Source organism: Eleftheria terrae (assembly GCF_030419005.1).
GTDB lineage: Bacteria > Pseudomonadota > Gammaproteobacteria > Burkholderiales > Burkholderiaceae_C > Caldimonas > Caldimonas terrae.
The window spans coordinates 64,011-83,102 of the sequence record NZ_CP106952.1 but is presented as its reverse complement, the minus strand read 5'-3'; the positions used below and the strand labels follow the sequence as shown (position 1 = coordinate 83,102).

Annotated in this window: 14 protein-coding genes; 9 read left to right on the top strand and 5 right to left on the bottom strand. The window is 69.6% G+C overall.

Annotation, left to right across the window (positions count from 1 at the left end):
• Nucleotides 1–66: 66 nt before the first annotated feature.
• The 3 genes from N7L95_RS24710 to N7L95_RS24700 all read right to left on the bottom strand — a co-directional run bounded on the left by N7L95_RS24710 (nucleotide 67) and on the right by N7L95_RS24700 (nucleotide 4,246).
• The gene (locus N7L95_RS24710; protein ID WP_301260280.1) at nucleotides 67–1,290 is read right to left on the bottom strand and encodes an MFS transporter; all 1,224 of its coding nucleotides are present in this window, start codon (nucleotides 1,288–1,290) and stop codon (nucleotides 67–69) included.
• 92 nt (nucleotides 1,291–1,382) lie between these two features.
• On the bottom strand, nucleotides 1,383–2,693 hold the full coding sequence (locus N7L95_RS24705; RefSeq protein ID WP_301260279.1) for a hypothetical protein: 1,311 nt from the start codon (nucleotides 2,691–2,693) through the stop codon (nucleotides 1,383–1,385).
• A gap of 254 nt (nucleotides 2,694–2,947) precedes the next feature.
• Complete coding sequence (locus tag N7L95_RS24700) at nucleotides 2,948–4,246, bottom strand: MFS transporter (protein WP_301260278.1); 1,299 nt, start codon at nucleotides 4,244–4,246, stop codon at nucleotides 2,948–2,950.
• 70 nt (nucleotides 4,247–4,316) lie between these two features.
• Between N7L95_RS24700 and N7L95_RS24695 the strand changes: the two genes are divergently transcribed.
• The 5 genes from N7L95_RS24695 to N7L95_RS24675 all read left to right on the top strand — a co-directional run bounded on the left by N7L95_RS24695 (nucleotide 4,317) and on the right by N7L95_RS24675 (nucleotide 10,639).
• Entirely contained in the window at nucleotides 4,317–5,213 is an 897-nt protein-coding gene (locus N7L95_RS24695) for a LysR family transcriptional regulator (protein WP_301260277.1), read from the top strand.
• A 252-nt stretch (nucleotides 5,214–5,465) separates the two neighbouring features.
• The gene (locus N7L95_RS24690) at nucleotides 5,466–6,203 is read left to right on the top strand and encodes a glycoside hydrolase family 16 protein (RefSeq protein WP_301260276.1); all 738 of its coding nucleotides are present in this window, start codon (nucleotides 5,466–5,468) and stop codon (nucleotides 6,201–6,203) included.
• Between the two features lie 296 nt (nucleotides 6,204–6,499).
• Nucleotides 6,500–7,705, top strand: a complete 1,206-nt coding sequence (locus N7L95_RS24685) for an acetyl-CoA C-acetyltransferase (RefSeq protein ID WP_301260275.1) — start codon at nucleotides 6,500–6,502, stop codon at nucleotides 7,703–7,705.
• A 12-nt stretch (nucleotides 7,706–7,717) separates the two neighbouring features.
• A complete protein-coding gene (locus tag N7L95_RS24680) occupies nucleotides 7,718–9,865 on the top strand; it encodes a 3-hydroxyacyl-CoA dehydrogenase NAD-binding domain-containing protein (RefSeq protein ID WP_301260274.1) in 2,148 nt (715 codons plus the stop codon).
• 138 nt (nucleotides 9,866–10,003) lie between these two features.
• Nucleotides 10,004–10,639: a TetR/AcrR family transcriptional regulator gene (locus N7L95_RS24675; protein ID WP_301260273.1), complete on the top strand. Its 636-nt coding sequence runs from the start codon at nucleotides 10,004–10,006 to the stop codon at nucleotides 10,637–10,639.
• 431 nt (nucleotides 10,640–11,070) lie between these two features.
• Here N7L95_RS24675 and N7L95_RS24670 read toward each other — a convergent pair whose 3' ends face one another.
• Nucleotides 11,071–11,982, bottom strand: coding sequence for an SDR family oxidoreductase (locus tag N7L95_RS24670; RefSeq protein WP_301260272.1), 912 nt, complete (start codon nucleotides 11,980–11,982; stop codon nucleotides 11,071–11,073).
• Between the two features lie 518 nt (nucleotides 11,983–12,500).
• Here N7L95_RS24670 and N7L95_RS24665 point away from each other — a divergent pair.
• From N7L95_RS24665 to N7L95_RS24650, 4 genes are all read left to right on the top strand, one after another.
• Nucleotides 12,501–13,748: an aminotransferase class I/II-fold pyridoxal phosphate-dependent enzyme gene (locus N7L95_RS24665; RefSeq protein WP_301260271.1), complete on the top strand. Its 1,248-nt coding sequence runs from the start codon at nucleotides 12,501–12,503 to the stop codon at nucleotides 13,746–13,748.
• 157 nt (nucleotides 13,749–13,905) lie between these two features.
• Nucleotides 13,906–14,583: a class I SAM-dependent methyltransferase gene (locus tag N7L95_RS24660; protein WP_301260727.1), complete on the top strand. Its 678-nt coding sequence runs from the start codon at nucleotides 13,906–13,908 to the stop codon at nucleotides 14,581–14,583.
• 6 nt (nucleotides 14,584–14,589) lie between these two features.
• Nucleotides 14,590–17,028 (top strand): GNAT family N-acetyltransferase, encoded by a 2,439-nt coding sequence (locus N7L95_RS24655; protein ID WP_301260270.1) that lies wholly within the window; start codon nucleotides 14,590–14,592, stop codon nucleotides 17,026–17,028.
• A gap of 92 nt (nucleotides 17,029–17,120) precedes the next feature.
• The gene (locus N7L95_RS24650; RefSeq protein ID WP_301260269.1) at nucleotides 17,121–17,465 is read left to right on the top strand and encodes a DMT family transporter; all 345 of its coding nucleotides are present in this window, start codon (nucleotides 17,121–17,123) and stop codon (nucleotides 17,463–17,465) included.
• Nucleotides 17,466–17,851: 386 nt separating this feature from the next.
• Here N7L95_RS24650 and bla read toward each other — a convergent pair whose 3' ends face one another.
• The gene (bla, locus tag N7L95_RS24645; RefSeq protein WP_301260268.1) at nucleotides 17,852–18,757 is read right to left on the bottom strand and encodes a class A beta-lactamase; all 906 of its coding nucleotides are present in this window, start codon (nucleotides 18,755–18,757) and stop codon (nucleotides 17,852–17,854) included.
• Between the last annotated feature and the right edge of the window lie 335 nt (nucleotides 18,758–19,092).

Genomic DNA, 19,092 nt, shown 5'->3' with positions numbered 1-19,092 from the left:
TTCCTCGGCGGGCTGCTGGCGGCCTGCGGTGCTGCGCATGCCATTGCGCAGGCCATGTGGCCTGCCCTACCGGGCCTGGCGCACCACCTTGCTGCCACAGGCGCAGGCGGCACACGCCAGCGTGATGCCCAGGCCGCCTGTCGTCATGATGAGGGCCACGTCAACGCCCAACGACAGCAGGCCCGAGGCGAGGCCGACCGACACCGGCGCGAGGCCCATCCAGCCGATGGTGTTGAGCGACATCACCCGGCCGATCTTGTCCTTGTGAGTGTTCTCCTGGATGAGGGCGACCATCGCGACGTTGTTCCCGGCGATGCACAGGCCAATGAGCGCCATCAGCGCGACCAGCCATTGCAGCTGGCCGGCGTGCGGCAGCAAGGCCACCAGCACGCCGGTGACTGCGATATATGCCACCATGGCCGCCAGCCGGCGGCGCCTCTGCGGCCGCCAGGCCAGCCACAACCCGCCAAGCACCATGCCGGCCGCCAGCGCGCTTTGCGCGCTGCTGAAGGCCAGTGCATCAGCGTGCAGCCGGTTGGCCACCACCAGCGGCAGCCCCACCATCATGGGGCCGGCGAACATCAGGTTGGTGATGAGCTGGACACCCATGACGTTGCGCAGCACCGGCGTCGCCAGCACATAGGCCACGCCGTCGCGCAGGGCGCGGGCCAGCGGCTCGTGCGCCGAGGGCGGGACGGCGGCCGCGGTGCGTCGGGTGGCCCACAGTGGCGCCGCCGCCAGTACCAGGCCGATGCTCACCAGCAGGAACACCGCCTGGTACGGCAGGTGGGCGATCAACAGCCCGCCCGCCATGGGCCCGAGGACCAGGGCCAGCTGGTTGGTGATCAGCATCACCGAGTTGGCGCGGCCCAGCTGGGCGGCCTCCACGATGTCGGGCAGGGCGGCGTCACGGGCCGGCCAGAAGAACGCGTCGATCGCGCCGTAGACCAGTGCGAACAGCACCACGAAGGGCAGCGTGAACCCGCCGGCTGCCACCAGCCCGGCGGCGGCAAGTGTGACCAGCCCGCGCGCCACGAAGGAATTGCACATGATGGCGAAGCGGCTATGCCGGTCTGCGACCACGCCACCCACCGCCATCAGCAGCACCCGCGGCAGCGAGCCGGCCATCATCACCAGGCCGAGCGAGGCTTCCAGCCGCAATTCCTTCACCACATACCACTGCTCGACGAGCGCGGCCACCGAGAAGGCGAGGCCCGAGGCCACGCTGGCGACCCAGAGGCGCCGGAAGTGCGGATCGAGAAGCAGGGAGGCAAGCGAGGTGGAGGACATGGCAGCGGAGGTGAGGTACGGGCAGGCAGCCCGGCCGGCGTGGTGCCGGCTGCGGGCGCCGGCGGCAGCGGTTGCGCCGGAATCGGCAGGGATCAGCTCAGCGCCTGCACCGGATCGATGACCAGCAGCCGCATCTCATAGGGGTTGGTCTGGGCGCGGATGCCGACGTCCACCTTGGCGGGCGTCGTGGCGAGGAAGGCAGCGTGCTGCGTGTGCGGCAGGTCCACCAGGCCGGCGCCGACCAGGCGGCCGTCCGGGAAGTGGTCCAGGGTCTGCAGGTAGATCACCTCGCGGCCGTCGTCAGTGCGAATGCGGCCCAGGTCGGCCACTTCCTGTCGCACCGGGTCGTAGCGCACCAGGCGGGCACGGATCTTCGGGTCATCGGCGGCTCCGAACAGCTCGGTGCCGATGTGGTAGAGCCGTCCGTCCGGCGTGCGGGTCAGGGTCAGCGAGGTGCTGGTGCCGACGTCGTACCGGCCCCGGTTGGCGGCGATGCAGACCTGCTCGACAGGGTCGATGCGCCCTGTGCGCGGGTGAAGGCGCAGCAGGCAGGAGGAGGTGTTGGTGAGCACCAGGGCGGCCGATTGCCCGGCATCGGCGATCGCCGGGTGGTACAGCCGGCTCCAGCCCGGCTGGGCGGCCAGGGCCTGCGCCACGGCAGGGATGTCGGCGGCCGACGCCGGTGCCAGGTCCTCGGGCAGGGACCAGCCCTGCCGCAGGGCGGCCTCCAGTACCACCGACTGCATGTCGCGGTCGAAGCGGCGGAAGCACTCCTGGTCGCGGCTCCAGGCATGCACGGCCCCGTCACCGGTGCAGAACAGCAGGTGGCCATCGACGAACACCGGTGCCCGGCAGCAGGTGTCGCTGGTGTCGCTGTGCCGGAAGTTGCCGAGGTGGCGGACTTCGCCGGTGCGGCAGTCGTAGCGCAGCAGGTCGGTGCGCGGCCAGGTGAACAGGTAGACCTGCTCGCGCTCGGCATCGACTTCCAGGCTGATGATGCCTTCGCCCGGCTGCAGGATGCCCAGGTCTTCCAGGCGCAGGTCGTCGTCCAGGTGGATGCACACCAGATGGCCGCCGGGATAGGGCCGTCGCCCCTGCAGGTCACGGCGGTAGTAGCCCAGATGGGTGCCGAAGTAGGCGCGGCGCCCGATGACGCGGAAAGGCGTGTGGATCTTGCCGTGTGCGACGGCGCCGGCTTCGGGTGCCAGGATGTCGTCGAGTGCCGGAAGACGGCGCACGGCCGGCGTGCCGTCTTCATAGACGCACAGCGTGACGTTCTCGTCGACGCGGTGGGAGCAGAGCCCGAAGAAGGCCTGCTTGCCGATGACGGACAGGCCGCCCCAGTTGCCGGAGGCAAAGGGCTTGGGCACTCGGAATGACTGGGCGTGAACGGGGCTGTTCATGGTTCTTCCTCACCTGATGCATATCGATTGCGCAGCCGCCGGTGCGGCATGCAGTTTCTCGGGCAGCTGCGGCCGGCCAGGGGGTCGGCGGGGCGCAGCTGCAAGCGCGCGAGGGCAAGGGGCTTCGCTGCCTGGGTCTTGCCTCGTCTGCGGCACGGCTGCAGGGCGACCGAGCCGCTGCATGCCGTCGCCTCAGGGCACTTCACCTGCGCAGGGGCTGCCTCCGCGCAGCGCTCGCGCCGACGCCCACCGCGTCAGCGGGCCGGTCCCTCCTTGTCGAAGCCGGTGACCACGCGACCGCTGCCGGGGCGACACCTGGCCCCCGAGATGGAGCGCCACCGAGGTGGCCGTGTCGAGCGATCGACCGGGCCTTGGCGGGGCGGCGGCCGGGCGGCGCCGAGGGACAGGGCAGCGCCCAGCGCCACCATCACGCGGGTCAGGCCCAGCGCGGCACCCAGGCCGCCCAGGCCGATCGGCAGGGCGATGGCGCTGACGTTGAGCACCACCAGGCGCAGCCCGAGCACCTCGCCATCGTGCCCCGGCGGCGCGTGCGTGTGCAGCAACCCCAGCACGCTGGGCAAGGCGCCCCCCAGGCCGAGCCCCAGGACGAACTCCAGCAGCAAGGCGACCGCGAACCGGTCCGCCCAGGGAAACAGCAGGAAGCACAGCGCGCTCGACGCCAGGGCGATGCGTATGGCCTGCCAGTCGCCCAACCGTTGCCGCCAGGAGGCCGGGACAGTGCGCACCAGCATCACCGCAGCGCCAAAGAGGGCGAGCAGCTGGCCCACCGAGGCCGCCGGCCAGCCCTGTTGCGTGCCATGCAGCGGCACCATGAAGCTGTTGGCATTCCACGCCACGGCCATCAGCAGGTCGAGCAGCACGATGCGGCGCAGCAAGGGTTGCTGCAGCAAGCGGCGCAGCGGCAGCCGGCTTTGCGGTGTGCCCGAGGCGGCGTGGCCCTGGCCGGCCAGGCCGCTGCGGCCGAGCACCAGGCCGGCAGCGGCAGCCAGGCCGATGCCGGCCAGCACCGCAAAGGTGGCCGGTGCGCCGGCAAGGCTCAGGCACTGCCCGGCCACCAGCGGGCCGAGGCTGCCCGACAAGGCGGTGCCGAGCGCGAAGCCGGAGAAGCCGCGTGCCCGGCGGGCCGGGTCGGGCAGCCGCCCGAGCTGGCTTTGCAGCGCAAGCAGCGCGGCGGAATAGCCACCGCCGACCAGCGCCGCGGTCAACCACAGCGCGGCCGGCGTCAGTTGCACCAAGGGCAGCAGCAGCCCGGCGCTCATCGCCGCCATGCCGGCCAGCGCGGGGAGCCGCGTGCCGTGGTGGTCCACCCAGCGACCCAGGGCGACCGAACCCAGCGTGGGCAGCAGCGAAAACGTGGCGATGAGCAGGCCCACCTGGAAGGCCGAGCCGCCCAGGGCCAGGGCGCTCAGCGACACCGCCACCCGGCTGCCGGACAGCGCGGTGTGGTTCAGCATGCACAGGACGACCAGGGCCCGCGCCTGCAGCGCGGCAGGAGGGACAGGGGCGCGAGGAGACGGCGGCAGGGCTGGCATGGCGCTATCCTGCCGCGGTCCGCGCCATTGAAGAAGTTGCGTTTTCTGGGCGGTGCTATCAGGAAAAATGATGCGTGAACTGAACCTCGACCAGCTGCGTACGCTGGTCGCCGTCATCGAGCTCGGCAGCTTTTCGGCGGCCGCGCGGGCCTTGCACCTGGCACAGCCGACGGTGAGCCTGCATGTCAGTGAACTGGAGGCTCGCCTGGGCACCCCGCTGGTGGTGCGTGGCGGGCGCCGCGTCACCCCCACCGGTGCGGGCGACGTGCTGGCGGGGCGCGCAAGGCGGCTGCTGCGAGACGCGGCGGAAGCCGTGGACCTGGTCAAGCGCCATCGCGAGGGGCGGCTGGCCCGGGTGCGGCTGGGCAGCTCGTCCGGGGCCATGGTGCACCTGCTGCCGCAGATCCTCGAGACGCTGGATGCGGAGCTGCCCAGCATCGACGTGCAGGTCACGGTGGGACGCTCGACCGAGTTGATGGGCAAGCTGTTTGTCGGCGATGTCGACATTGCACTGGTCGCGATGCCGCAGGCCGGCTACCCCGGCCTGGGGCTGACCCCGTGGCGCCACACGCCCATGATGGCCCTGGTGCCGGCTCGCTGGGAGGCGCCGCGGCTCGTCACGCCGGCCTGGCTGGCCAGCCGGCCGCTGATCGTCAACGAGCCCAGCACCCATGTCTATCAGCAGGTGATGGCCTGGTTCGCCGCTGCCGGGCTGCGTCCGACGGGGCGCATCGAGATGCAGTACAACGAGGTGGCGCGCCGGCTGGTGGCCGCCGGCTATGGCGCCACCATCTTGCCCTTCGAGGACCCGAGCGAGACGCTGGAAGGGCGTATCCAGGTGCTGCGGCTGCGGCCGGCGCTGACGCGGCAGCTCGGTGTGGCGCATCGCCATCCCAGCCTGCTGGACGAGCCGACACGCCGGGTGCTGGCGCTCATCGGCAAGTTCCGCGCGCTGCGGGGCGGGTGAGGGCTGCCGGGGATCAGGGCGCCGCGGTCCACGGACCCTTGGTGGCATCGCACACGAATCGACACCGGCGAGCGCCGCTTCCCGGCACACGATGGCGACGCAACGCGTCGGCCGGTGCCGCGGCTCGACAGGGCGCGAGGAGCGCAAGCGGCCGCGGCGACGGCCGGCCGGCTGCAGACGCAGCCGGCACGGCTCCTGCAACCCCGGGGCAGCGCCGGCACATCGCCCACCGCCATTCAAAGGATTCCACTCATGCCTTCCTCTCTTGCACACCGGCTGCTTGTCGCGGCCGCCCTGATCCTGCCCGGCTTCTGCGCCACGGCAGCCACCTTGCAATTCGCCGGCTACACCTGGACGGTGCGCGACGGCCAGGGGGGGCCCGGCCCCAATACCTGGAGTGCCGACAATGCCTGGGTGGACGAGGACGGCCTGCACCTCAGGGTGTCCTACCACGACGGGCAATGGCGCTGTGCGGAAGTCACCACCACCCAGCCGCTCGGCTTTGGTCGCTATCAGTTCCAGATCACCGGCCGGCCGGACCAGTGGGACCGCAACGTGGTGCTGGGACTGTTCAACTACACCACGCCTGAGATCGGGCCCGACGGCAGCAACGAGATCGACATCGAGTTTGCCCAATGGGGTGCCGCCGACAACCCCCGCCGGCTGAACTGGACGATCTACCCGGCCGTGGCCGGCCTGCCGCCGCTGCACCATGCGGTGCCCATCGTGCTGACCGGCAGCGCCACCACCCATCGCTTCGACTGGACCGCCAGCGGCGTGCATTTCCAGTCCCTGCATGGCTACCAGGCCAGCGGCCTGCGCAACCTGTTCGCCGAATGGAGCCAGACGCCGGCCGATCCACAGCTGCGCATTCCGCAGCGCCCGTTGCCAGTGCACCTGAACCTGTGGTTGTTCCGCGGGCAGCCGCCCAGTGACGGCCAGCCGGTCGAAGTCGTCATCCGCTCCTTCAGCTTCACGCCGCACCGCTGAGGCTGGCGACCCACGAGCGATCGCCCAGCCGCCCCCCGGCGCGGCTGGGCGATGCGGCTGGCACCGCCTCACGGCTGGCTGGGCGGCCTCCTTCTCGCTGCCTCCACCCGCTCTTCCACACCCCCTTCCACCCCCTCTTCCACGCCTCCTCTACGGCCGCCGGACCCGGTGCCTCCGCCGGGCAGACCCCGCAGCTTGCAGGGCACGCCGACTTGAAAGTAAGCTTGCACCATGAACTAGGTCGACTGACCTATTCTGCTGCCATCCTTTCCTTCAACCGGACGCCAGAGGCCCGCATGACAGACGCCCTGATCTTCGACGCCGTGCGCACGCCACGCGGCAAAGGCAAAGCCGACGGCAGCCTGTACGAGGTGAAACCCATCTCTCTGGCAGTCACGGTGTTGCAGGCGCTGCGCGAGCGCAACCGGCTGGATACGGCGGAGGTCGATGATGTCGTGATGGGCATCGTCACCCCGGTGGGCGACCAGGGCGGGTGCCTGCCCAAGATCGCGGCCCTGGCGGCAGGCTGGGACTGGAATGTCTGCGGCATGCAGCTCAATCGCTTCTGCGCGTCCGGGCTGGAGGCGGTGAACCTGGCGGCGCAGCGGGTGCGCTCGGGCTGGGACGAGCTGATCGTTGCCGGTGGCGTCGAGAGTATGAGCCGCGTGCCGATGGGCAGCGACGGCGGGGCCTGGGCGCTCGACCCGCGCACCAGCTTCGACACCGATTTCGTGCCGCAGGGCATTGGCGCCGACCTGATCGCGACACTCGACGGCTACAGCCGGGAGGACGTCGATGCCTACGCGCTGGCCTCGCAGCAGCGGGCCGCTGCGGCCCGTGCGGCCGGTCGCTTCGAGCACGGCGTGGTGCCGGTGCGGGATGCCAACGGCCTCACCGTGCTGGCGCAGGACGAGTTCATCCGGCCCCATACCACGCTGGCCGGGCTCGCGGCGCTCAAGCCGTCCTTCGAGCAGGCGGGGCAGCTGGGGTTCGATGCGGTGGCCATGCGCCGGTACCCGCAGGTGGAGCGCATCCGGCATGTGCACACGCCGGGCAACAGCTCCGGCATCGTCGACGGCGCGGCTGCCGTGCTGGTTGGCAGCGAAGCCAAGGGCCGGGCGCTGGGGCTGCGGCCGCGGGCCCGCATCGTGGCCGCCGCGCTGGCCGGCAGCGACCCCACCATCATGCTGACCGGGCCGGCCCCTGCAGCGCGCAAGGCCCTGGCCCGTGCGGGCCTGCGCATCGACCAGATCGACCTGTTCGAGGTGAACGAGGCTTTCGCCAGCGTGCCGATGCGGTTCATGAAGGAGCTGGGCGTGCCGCACGACAAGGTCAACGTCAATGGCGGAGCGATTGCCCTGGGCCACCCGCTCGGCGCAACCGGCGCCATGCTGGTGGGCACCCTGCTCGACGAGCTGGAGCGGCGCGGCCTGCGCTTCGGGCTGGCCACGCTGTGCGTGGGCGGTGGCATGGGCATCGCCACCATCATCGAACGCTGCTGAGGACCGGTTGCCATGAACACCCTGAGCTACGACTTCGACACCGCCACCCAGGTGGTCACGCTGACCTTCGACGACCCGGCGGCGCCGGTCAACACGATGAGCGAGGCCTGGACAGAGGACCTGCGCGCCGCGGTGGACCGCCTGGTGGCCGGGAAGGAGGGCCTGCGCGGCGTGATCCTGGCCTCCGCCAAGGAGAGCTTCTTCGCCGGGGCCGACCTGAAGGCGCTGCTGCAGGCCTGGCCGCCGGGCCAGGCGGCGGTGTTCGATCGGGTGGAAGCCATCAAGCGGCAGTTCAGGCGGCTGGAGACGCTGGGGCGGCCGGTGGTGGCCTGCCTCGGCGGCAGTGCGCTGGGCGGCGGTTTCGAACTGGCACTGGCGGCCCATCACCGTGTGGTGCTGGACGATCCCCGGATCCAGCTGGGCTGTCCCGAGGTCACGCTGGGGCTGCTGCCCGGTGCTGGCGGCGTGACCAAGCTGGTCCGCCTGCTGGGCCTGCAGGCGGCGATGCCGTTTGTGGTGGAAGGCCGAGTGGTGGGCCCGGCGCAGGCCCTGGCGGCCGGCCTGGTGCATGAACGGGTGGCTGCCGAAGGCGAGCCGGCCGAGGCACTGCGGGCGGCGGCACTGGCCTGGATCGCCGCGCATCCGCAAGCGGCCCAGCCCTGGGACCTGCCAGGCCACCGCATTCCCGGCGGCATTCCGGGCGACCCCCGGCTGGCGCAGGCCTTGATGGTGGCGCCGGCCCTGGTGCGCGCCAGGACGCGCGGCCTCTACCCGGCGGCCGAGGCAGCGCTGGCCTGCATGGTGGAAGGGGCGCAAGTGGACCTGGACACCGCCTTGCGGCTGGAATCCCGGGCGCTGGCCGGCGTGGCCAACGGGCCGGTCGCGCGCCATCTGATCCAGTTGTTCTTCGACCGCTCGGCGGCGCGCAGCGGTGGCTCGCGGCCTCCGGGCGTGCCGCCCTGGAAGGCCAGCCGGGTGGGGGTGCTGGGCGCCGGCATGATGGGTGCCGGCATCGCCCATGTGGTGGCGTCCCGCGGCATCGCCTGCGTGCTCAAAGATGTGAACCGGCCGCGCGCCGAAGCCGGCAAGGACCATGCGGCGCGCCTGACCGGGCAGCGGGTGAAGGCAGGCCGCATGACGGCCGAGCAGCAAACCGAGCTGCTGGCCCGGATCCGGCCCACCGCCGAGGCCAGCGACCTGCAGGGCTGCGACCTCATCATCGAGGCGGTCTACGAGCAGCGCGAGCTGAAGGCCAGCGTCACCCGGGAAGCCGAGCCGATGCTGGCCGAAGGCGGCTTCTTCGCCAGCAACACCTCCACGCTGCCCATCACCGGCCTGGCCCAGGCGGCAGAGGCGCCGCAGCGTTTCATCGGGCTGCACTTCTTCTCGCCGGTCGACAAGATGGAGCTGGTGGAAGTCATCACCGGCGCCGCCACCAGCCGCGAGACCCTGGCACAGGCCTGCGACTTCGCGCTGCAGATCGGCAAGACACCGATCGTGGTGCGCGACTCCCGTGGCTTCTACACCAGCCGCACCTTCGCCACCTACATGGCCGAGGGCGCCCAGATGCTGGTGGAGGGCATCCCGGCCCCGGTGGTTGAACAGGCCGGCATGGCGGCCGGCATGCCGGTGGGCCCGCTTGCCGTCACCGACGAGATTGCGCAGGCCACCGCGGTGACGATCATGGAGCAGAACCTGGCCGACCTCGCCCGCCAGGGCCGCCCTGACGTCCGCACCGAAGGCGAGCGATTCATCGAGATGATCTGCAAGGAACACCAGCGCAAGGGGCGGGTGCATGGCGGCGGCTACTACGACTATCCCGACGGCGGCCCCAAGGCCTTCTGGCCCGGGCTCCGGCGCTTCGAGAAGCCGGGTGTCGCCTGGCACCTGCCCGAGCTGAGCGAACGCCTGCTGATGCGGCAGGCGCTGGAGACGCTGCGCTGCCTGGCCGAAGGCGTGCTGGGCAGCGTGCGCGATGCCAACGTCGGATCCGTCCTCGGCATCGGCTTTCCGGCCTGGACCGGCGGGGCCTGGCAATACATCGACTCGATGGGGCTGGACTCGTTCATCGCGCGCTGCAGCGAACTGGCCCGGCGGCATGGCGAGCGGTTTGCGCCGCCCGCCTTGCCACCGGGCTGGCAGCCTCCGCAGGGCGGCTGACGCGCCGGTGGTGCAGTGTGGGGCGGCCGGGGGGCGCACGCCGCTCGCCGCTCGCTGCCGCAAGAGGAGCAGCGGCTGGCAGGGCAGGGCCCGGTGGCCCAACGGCCGGCTGACCGAGCCCTGCGGTATAAAGCGCGCGTGAAGCCCTCCCTGGAACCTGCCCTGCAGGAGAAACCGTCCACCACCACCGAGCGCGGCCGGGCGCGGGCCCAGGCCATCCTGCAGGCCGCTTACGCGCTGTTCGTGGCCCAGGGCTATGCCGGGTTCTCCATGCGCAGCGTGGCGGCCCGCGTCGGCATCAGCCTGAGCAACCTGCAGCATTACTACCCGAGCAAGGACAGCCTGATCGAGGAGATGCTGCTGTCCGCCTATGGCGACTACCAGCACCGCATCGACCAGTTGTTCGAGGCAATGCCGCAGGCCACGCCGCTGCAGCGCTTCGAGGCGGCGATGGATCTTTTCCTGGCGGCCCTGAAGAACCCGCAGGCCGCGGGCAGCATCACCCAGACCTGGGTGATGGCGCTGCAGCATCCGGCGGCGGTGAAGACGGTGGCCAAGCTGCAGGCGCGCGAACGCAAGACCATCTTCAAGCTGATCCGCGGGCTTTCCCCGCAGATCAGCGACGACGAGTACCAGGTGCGTGCCGCCCTCATCGTCGCGCAGATCGAAGGGCTGGCCCTGCAGTTCGCCGGCCGGGACCGGCGCCCCTTCACCTCCGCGCAACTCGACGCCGCTGCCCGCGCGTCCTTCCTGCGCTTGGCGACACAGCCCTGACATCGCCCCCGGGGCTGGCCGCCATCGCGGCCAGCGAGCGGGTAGCGAGCGAGTCGCGGCGGTGCGTTCGACCACCGTCGCGCCCTGAGCGCTGGGCAGCACGCGGGCGGCGCCCTGGCGGTGCCCGGCCCATCAGCAGGCCGCCGGATGGCTCCTCGATGTCGCGCGCCACGTCCAGCATGGCCGGCTGGCCGGCAAGCCGCACTGGCTGAAGGTCGCTGCAGTGCATGCTGAGCGGGGACCCGGCGGGACCTGGCGGGACCCGGCGACCGCGCGTGCATCCCGGGGCGAAGCGCGGCCTCGGCCTCAGGCCGCTGGGTGGCCGCGTCCTTCGGGGCGAGCGGGAGGCGGGCCGGCCGCTTCGCGTCGCGGCAGCGGCATTTCCATGGTGGAACAGGGAGGGCGTAGTGCCTGGGTGGGACCCAGGTGGCTCAGCGGTAGCCGGTCACGTCGGCAGGCCGACCGGCGTCCTGCACCTCGACCAGGTAGCGCCAGGCATCGGGCTGGCTGCCGTCAAGGTCAGTGTAGCCATAGACCTTCGCCAGCTGCCCGCTCGACAAGGACTGGCCGTTCCAGCGCGACACCTCCGCATCCTGCGCGAGCGCGACCACCGCCCGGCCGACATAGGCGGGGCTTTCCGAGATGGCGAAATGCGGCTGCACGCGGGTCGCGTCGCGCCAGTTCGCCTCGCTCACGCCGAAGGCATCGAGCATGGCCTCCGAGCGCAGCCAGCCGGGTGTCAGCGAGACCGCCGTGGCGCCATGCGGCCGCAACTCGTGGCCGAGCGAAAAAGCCATGCGCAGCACGGCGGCCTTCGCCAGGTCATAGAAGAAGGAGTTGCGATAGTGGCTGCTGTTGTAGTCGGCGGTGCCGTCGTTCACTTCCACCACCAGGCCACCGGCTGATTCGATCAGCAGCGGGATCGCAAAGTGGCTGGTGATGGCATGCGTGTCCACCGCGAGCCGCAGCAGGCGCAGGCCGTACTCAAGGTCGGAGGTCCAGACCGACTGGTTCCATTCGATCTTGGTGGCCCCGAAGATGTCGTTCACCAGCAGGTGCAGGGCGCCTTGTTCGCTGCGGATGCGGGCCACCAGCGCGCGGACCTGGTCGGGCACCAGGTGATCGACCTGCACCGGCACGGCATGGCCGCCGGCGGCCTCGACCAGGGCCGCGGTGTCTTCGATGGTCTCGGGGCGGTTCATCTCCGACGGCTGCGAACGGGTGGTACGCCCCGTCACGTAGACGGTGGCGCCCGCCGCGCCGAGCTGTACCGCGATGCCGCGTCCGGCGCCGCGCGTGGCACCGGCCACCAGGGCCACCTTGCCGGCCAGGAAAGTGCTCATCGAAACGGGCCTCCTTGTTCAGTGCGCATCGGGACGGTGCTGGGGCAGCTCGTAGTGCGCCATGCTCGCACGGCCTGCGCCAGGTGCTGCGCGCTCATTCGCTGCAGGCTACCCAATGAGAAGCGGCTTCAGCCGCACTCCCGTAAGGCACGCACGGTCTTCGGACGCCAGCAACGCAACGAGGAGGCAAGCCGCCAGCCAACTCCGACATCCCAGGTCGCTGACTTGCATGCCCTCTGGCCTTGTTCTCATTTCCATCCGCTGAATCGCTTGGCGAATCAATTGAAAGACGCTTTCCGAAAACGCGCGATCGGGTTTTCCCTTTTGCTTGAATCCATTGGGTCGACTATTGCGAATCGATCGCCGGGAGCCGCGAGACTCGATTTGCCGAACATGATCCCTGGCGTACCGGGCAGCTTGTGAGGTCCTGCCTGTTGCCGTACTTTTCATTGACTGGCTCGCTTTTCCTTGTCCAAGGAGAGTCACTGTGCCGACGCTCATATCAAAGGGGCAATGACATGATCGACGCGGTCCAGCGGAATGAGCTGCCGGTGCAGCACGATCGGTTCGGCTTTCGCGAATTTCTCGATACGTCCACCGAGCGAGGCTATCTATACGACGTGCCGCTCTCGGAAGGAATCGTCGGGGCCAGGATCCGTCGAGGCAAGCGCGAATTCGTCAATTTCGCCTCCATCAGTTTCATGGGCTTCCAAGAGGATCCGCTGATCCTCGATCACTTCTGTCGGGCGGCAACGACTTATGGAATAGTCACGGGCGGTTCGCGCGCCACCCAAGGCGTGGGCGAGCCACACGCCATGCTGGAAGCATGCCTGAGCCGCATCACCGCCCGCGAGTACACCATCACCTTCGCAAGCGGGCTCCTCGCCAACATCGGGTTCCTCAACGCGATGACCACCCAGTTCTCCTTCGACGAGGCGTGCTCGATCGACAACCAGGACGCGGTCATCGTCATGGACAGGAATTGCCATTGGAGCTTATGGAAAGGCGCTTCCCACCTGAAATTCGGAAGAACGCTTCTTGTATTCCGGCATAACGATCCAGATCACCTCGAAACAGTCTTGTCCCGAGTTCGATCCTCAAAAAAGGTGGTGGTGTTCGAAAGCATTTACTCTTCCGATGGCGGCATTGCACCCATTGGCGCGCTACTCGATGTCTGCGAGCGTCACCACGCCCTGTCGTATGTGGACGACGCCAACGGATTCATGATCTACGGTCGCCCTGAGCGTCCCTATTACACGCATTACCAGGAGCTGCGGCGCGCGACCTTCCTGATGGTCTCGCTCTCGAAAGCCGTCGGCCTCGAGGGCGGCGCAATCAGTGGCCCACGCGAGTATGTGCAGGGGTTCGAGGCGCTTTCCGGCACATCGCTCTTCACTGCAGCGATACAGCCGCCGACCGCCGCGACGGCGGCCTACCTCCTGGACCGATTGGACCAGGAACCGTCCCTGATGAACCGGTATCTGGCGCGCGCAGCGAATTTCCGGCGACGCCTCCTCGACAAGGGTTTCCGTCTCTACGATACCGAGTCCTTCATCCAGTCGGTCTTCATCGGTCCTGATCAAACGGCCGAGGACGTGCGCCGGTTCCTGGCTGCGGAGGGATTCGCCGTGCCGGTGTTCCGATACCCCGCGGTCCGCCACGGCCAGGCGGTCATACGGCTGATCCTGAACAGCCGCCATACGGACGACGATATCGATCGATTCATCGATACCTTGCTCATCGCACGCCAGCGCTATGAGTTCTGACGCAGGCCCCGCTCGGCACGCCCGGAACCGCATGCCTGGGTGGCTCATGGTGCTGTTGCGATGCCCGCTTTGCGAGAGCGTCGCCTTGCACAGTGAGAACGGCATGCGTTGTGCCGCCTGTGGACACCGGCCTGCCATGGTGGACGGCATCTTGGACATGACCGCCGCCGACATGACCGGGTCGTCGGGCGATCATGCATATGAAGGGCTGCTGGGCGAGAGTTACGCGCGGTTCATGGACTCCCCCTGGCTGCAGCGTCTCGACGCATGGCTGCTCGGCATGAAGGTAGACCGCTACTACGAGGGGGTCCTCTCGCAATTGAGCCGCCTGGGTTCCGGGCCCCATCTGGACCTGCCGGCCGGAGGCGGTCCCTTTCTCCGCCACGCACCAGCCTATCGCCACAGTGGACCCTGGCTGTTGGCCGACCTGTCCTGGACGATGTTGCGCCGGCTGCGGCAGAAGTGTCAGTCAATGGGCTTGCGCGACACCTTCTTGATCCGGGCAGATGCCCGCCGCCTGCCGTTCAACACAGGCGCCATAGGCAACATCGTTTCGCTGTTCGGGTTCCACTGCTTCCATGAAAAGGACCGGGTGTTCTCCGAAATGCGCCGCTGCCTGGCGCCTGAGGGCAGGATCATCGCCAGCACGCTCACCACCGACGGATCAGCCTTGTCCCGGTTCTACCTGCGCTTGCACGAGCGCGATGGCACCTTTGCCACCGACAACTCACTGGATGAATTGCAGCACCATGCGCTGGCGCATTCCCTGGACTTCCACCTGGTGCAGAGGCTTGGCGCGGCGATTCTGTTCGAAGCACGTCACGCTGTGCGGTGAGCGCGAATGGCAGCCACCGGTGATGAACTGACGGTCGAGGTCGCGGGGACGGTCTCGGCCTTCCCGCCCGGTGAATGGGACGGCTTGCTCGCGCCCACCGATTATTTTCGGCATGCCTACCTGGCCTCACTGGAGCACAGCGGGCTGGACTGCCGATTCGACTATGCGGTGCTGCGAAGGGGCGCTGCCTTGGTCGGGCTCGGGTTCGGCTGCCTCCTCCGGTTCAACTTCGGCTGCCTGCACCCGAAAGTCTGGATGAGTGGCACACCGGTCAACCTCGGCCTGCCCTTTGCGTTCCAGGCGGGGTGTGACACGCCACAAGCCCGCGGCCTCCTCCAGCAGGCCCTATTCGAGCGTGCGTGTCATGCCGGCGCGCTGTATTTCGTGCTGCGGGACTTTCCTGCACCCCAGGCAGCGGGTCCCACCGCGATCGCCGCGCCCGCGCTGAAGCTCCTGCCCATGCCCCTGCATTGCACGGCCATCCTGCCGCTGACGTTTCCCGACTTCGACGCCTATTTGGGAAGCCTTGGCGGATCGGGGCGAAAGTCGGTGAAACGCGACCTGCGCAGGGTGCAGGAGGCCGGCTTTCGCTGGCGGGCCGAGCGCCCCTCGCCCGAGCTGGCGCCGCGTCTGCTGGAGCTGTGGCTGCCGCTTTATCGCAAGTATCGAGATCCGGACCAGATTCGCCTGACCGAAGGCTACTTCCGGGCGTTGATCGCCAGCCCGGACGCTGTCTTCCTGCTGTTGTGGCGCGCCGGCGAGCTGGTGGCCTTTGATCTTTGCCTGCGCCACGGCGACCTGCTCAGTTCCATCTTCTCCGGCATCGCGCCAGGCATCGGCCGCCTGCCGATACACCGCTACATGGGATATGCGATCGTGCAGCATGCCATGGCGCTTCAGTGCCACGCGATCGATTTCGGTATTTCCAACGAGGAGGCGAAGGCGCGAATGGGCTGCCGCCTCCGGATGCTGTACGGATACGGTCGGCCGGTGTCGCCGGCACTTCACTTTCTCGGGGTGGGAAAGCTGGTGAAGGTGGTGTTCTCCGCCCCGGCTGCAAAGGTCGAGGCCGAGGCGCAACCCTGCCCCGGTCGGCCCATGCCGGCCGCCTCCTCCGGCCCGGCCCATTTGCAGGGGTGGCGGCGCGCGATCGTGATCGGGGCCGGCCTGGGTGGGCTCGCCGCTGCGGCGCGACTGGCCAGCGCACCCCGCGTGGAGGTGACGGTGCTGGAGCGTGCGGCCGACATCGGTGGCATGTGCCGCATGGTGGCGTTCGGCGCAGCAGGCCCGCAGTTCGTTGCCGGCTGCAACTTGTTCTCGCCGGGTTTCTTCGCGCTGTTGGCACGGTACTACGGCATCCGGCTGCCGACGCGCCGTGCGCGCATCCTGACCTTTCACGCCGGCGTGCCGTTGAGCCTCCGCCGGCTTGCCGGCCGGGGGCTGAGCGTTGCCGAGCTCGCGGCCGTGTGGCGAGTCGCCCAGGCAGCGCTGCTGAAGCCGGGCAGCTCGATGGCGCAGGCCGCCATGCCAATCGGTGCGCCCACTGCCTTGGCGGCCGATCTGGCCTTGCTGCCCTTCCTGCTGCAGGGGCAGGATGCCGACCAGTGGCCTGTCCGCGCTGGCCTGGCCAAGCTGCGTCATGCCGATGCCTGCCTCTACCCGACGCCGGGGCTGGCCGCCGTGCCGCAGTCACTGCGGCGGTTCATGGAGCGCCACGGCCAGGGCCGCGTGCAACTCGGGGCAGCGGCTACCGCCATCGAAGTGCAGGCGGGCCAGGTGGTCGGCGTGCGGACGCAGCAAGGCAATTGGCCGGCCGACATCGTGATCAGCAGCCTGGATGCGGAAGCCACCCTCCAGCTCATGGCCGGGTGTCCGCATCCAGTGCCACAGCGTGTCGCCGGTCTCTCGGCCATGGCCGTGTTCCTGCTGCTCGATGCGGCATTCCCCCTTCCGACCGGCTACCACAGCCTGGCGTTCATTGCGCCCGGCGTGCTGGACCAGTTGCACCAGCTCTTCAATGGCCGAGTGCCACCGCAGCCGAGCTTCGAGTTGGTCTGCCCGGATCTGTCGCAAGGGCGAGCGCCGGATGGAGGATGGCCGGTCACCATCTTCTCGACGTGTCCCGCCGGTGAAGATTCGGGTACAGAAGCCGCGCAGCTCCTCTGGCAACGGATCGGCCACTGCCTGGAACAAACCCTGCCTGGATTCGGGGCAGCCATCCGTTGGTCCAAGGTGGTGGCGCCGGCGGAGTACCTGCGGGACGTCGGTTGCCTCAGTCGCTTGTCGCCGTATGCAGAGCGCGGGTGTGAGCCGCAGCCGGGGCCGCCCATGCCGCTCGGGCTGTCCTTGTCCCACAGCGCGAGCGGGCCGCCGGTGGCCGACACCCTGGCTGCACTGCGCGGTGGCTTGGATGCGGCCCACCGGGTCCTGGCCGGGCGGGATTAGCGGTGGGCCAGCTGCCGACCGGGTGGCGGGGCCACCTGCCGTCAGAGGCCGTGGGGTGAGAACCAGCGGCTGGACAAGAAAGGGCATCTCCAATGGACAGCGTGCGAGCCTATCTCCTGCTGACGGGTGCAATCGGCGCAGAAATCGTCGGCAGCACGGCGCTGAAGTACTCGGACGGATTGACGCGCCTCCGCCCATCGCTGGTGGTCCTGGTGGCCTACGGACTCAGTTTCTGGTTGTTCGCGCTGGCGCTGCGGGTCCTTCCGCTCGGCATTGCGTCTGCCATTTGGGCGGGGCTGGGCATCGTCGGCGGGGTGGTGGTGGGCGTCGTGCTGTTTGGCGAGCGGGTGGGGTGGACGGAAATCGCGGGCGTCGCCATGATCCTGTGCGGCACGACGCTGCTCATGTTGTTCTCGAATGCCGGCACCCATCGCTAGAGTGAAGTTGGAAGGCAGGGCGGGAGCGGCGTCTTTCAACGGCCCGAACGGATGCAGCCGTTCGGCCGAGATGCCTCGCTGATGCATCCGCCTGCCAAGGCAAACGCGGCTTGCCGGGGCGCCCCGCACCGGCGGTGCTGGTGCGGCTCGCTCCATCCACCGACCGGCAGGGCCGCAGCCTACCCAAGGCGCAACGACGATTGCTCCCGCGGCGGGCTGCCGGACAGGGCTCGACGCCGTTGGCCGCCCCCCCGCATGCCGTTGGCCGGGCGGCCGGCTTCGCCCGGCTCGCAGGCGGCAAGGTCCCGGGCGGCAGCGCCCGGCGGGTGATCGAGGTGCCGGCCGGCCGTCCCGGCATCCCTGCCGCCGGCCCTGCCTGTGCACGCTCAGGCGAAGCGGGCCGACACGATCCTGGCCACTTCTGCATGCACCGCGTTGAGCTGTTCCAGTGCCTGGCGGGAGCCACGCATGTACACAGCCAGCACGATCGGGGGGCGACCCGGTGGCCAGGCGATGGCGACGTCGTTGGCGGCGCCGTTCGCGCCGGTGCCGGTCTTGTCGCCTGCGCGCCAGCCCGCCGGCAGGCCGGCTCGCAGCCGGCTCATGCCGGTGGTGGCTGCTTCCAGCCAGCCGCACAACTGAGTGCGCGACCGCTCGCTGAGCACCGTGCCGGTGGCCAGGCGCCGGGTGGTCTCCACCATGGCGCGCGGCGTCGTCGTGTCGCGCGGGTCGCCGGCCAGGTTGCTGTTGAGCTGCGGCTCGGTGCGGTCGAGGCGGGTGACCGGATCGTCGCAATGGCGACGCAGGAATTCGGTCAGGCCCGCGGGGCCGCCGATCAGCGGCAGCAGCAGGTTCGCCGCGCCGTTGTCGCTGACCGTCATGGTGGCGTGGCAGGCTTCGCGCACGGTGAGGTAGCCGGCCGCAACACGCTGCGAGGTGATCGGCGAGTGTTCGATGATGTCGCTGGGCCGCAGGGTCAGGCGCGTCTCGAGCAGGCCGTCTTCACGGTCGTGCCGGTGCAGCACCGCGGCAGCCAGCAGGAGCTTGAAAGTGGAGCACATCGCAAAGGGCAGGCCGTCGTTGAGGCCCAGGGTGCGACCGGTCGCGGTATCGAGCGCATGCACGCCCAGTTGCCCGCCGGTCTTTCTCTCCAGGGCGGCCAGTGCGGCCGTGTCCTCGGCCTGGCTGCGAACCGATGGGGACGCGCAGGCAGACGCCAGGCCAGCCGAGAGGGCGCTGGCCAACACGGTGCGGCGCGAGACGCTGGCGCCGGAAGCGGAGATCTTCGTCATGGTGAAGGTGGTGTAGTGAAGCGAAGTCCGCAGCATCTCCCGGACGCACCGGGCTGGCAAAGTGCATGTCATAACGGTCGTAACCGGCTGCCTTCGGCTCGGGCAGCTGGCAGGGGGCCGAGCGCTGACGGAGCCCGGGCGCCGAGAGCGGTGACGCTGAAGAGGCCGGCGCTGTCGGCGCGGCGCTGAAGAAGCCAACGCGCGAGTGGCCGGCGCGCCGGTGGCAGGTTGAGCCACTCCTTCCGCAAACGCGCCGGCGGTGGAGCTGCGGCCCGGATCCTTCGCCGGCTGGTCCACCCGCACCGGGCGGCCGCTGACGACGCGGCTCGGCCAGG